We start from the raw sequence: 1071 nt of genomic DNA on the forward strand, positions 1-1071 counted from the left end.
GGTAACTTTCATCTGAATGTTATCACCTGGCATCACCATTTCCACGCCTTCTGGCAGTTCAATGGTACCGGTCACGTCAGTTGTACGGAAGTAGAACTGTGGACGGTAGCCTTTGAAGAATGGCGTATGACGGCCACCTTCGTCTTTGCTCAGAATATAAACTTCTGATTCGAAAGTGGTGTGTGGCTTGATTGAACCTGGTTTTGCCAGTACCTGACCACGTTCGATTTCGTCACGCTTGGTACCACGCAGCAGAACACCGACGTTCTCACCTGCACGGCCTTCGTCCAGCAGTTTGCGGAACATTTCTACGCCAGTACAAGTAGTTTTAGTCGTGTCTTTGATACCCACGATTTCAACTTCTTCACCCACTTTAACGATACCGCGCTCTACACGACCAGTTACCACGGTACCACGGCCTGAAATAGAGAATACATCTTCGATTGGCAGCAGGAATGGCTGGTCGATTGCACGCTCTGGTTCTGGAATGTAGCTGTCCAGGGCATCGGCCAGTTCAATGATCTTCGCTTCCCACTCTGCATCACCTTCCAGCGCTTTCAGAGCAGAACCACGGATAACTGGCGTGTCATCGCCTGGGAAATCGTACTGAGACAGCAGCTCACGTACTTCCATCTCAACCAGTTCCAGCAGCTCTTCGTCGTCTACCATGTCACATTTGTTCAGGAACACGATGATGTAAGGAACGCCTACCTGACGACCTAACAGAATGTGCTCACGCGTCTGTGGCATTGGACCGTCAGTCGCGGCAACTACCAAGATTGCGCCGTCCATCTGAGCCGCACCGGTGATCATGTTTTTCACATAGTCGGCGTGGCCTGGGCAGTCAACGTGCGCATAGTGGCGGCTTGGGGTATCGTATTCTACGTGAGAAGTAGAAATGGTGATACCACGTGCTTTTTCTTCTGGTGCGTTATCAATTTGATCGAATGCACGAGCATTACCACCGTAGGTTTTAGCCAATACAGTAGTGATAGCAGCAGTCAGGGTAGTTTTACCGTGGTCAACGTGGCCGATAGTACCAACGTTAACGTGCGGTTTTGTACGTTCAAA

Annotated in this window: 1 protein-coding gene; it reads right to left on the reverse strand. The window is 50.2% G+C overall.

From position 1 onward, the window contains the following. Window positions 1-1071, reverse strand: a 1071-nt coding sequence (gene tuf, locus ACGF5R_RS24085) for an elongation factor Tu (RefSeq protein ID WP_387693144.1), incomplete at both ends; no start/stop codon positions are given.

The organism is Photorhabdus sp. RM71S, assembly GCF_042879355.1.
In the GTDB taxonomy this organism is placed as follows: domain Bacteria; phylum Pseudomonadota; class Gammaproteobacteria; order Enterobacterales; family Enterobacteriaceae; genus Photorhabdus; species Photorhabdus kayaii.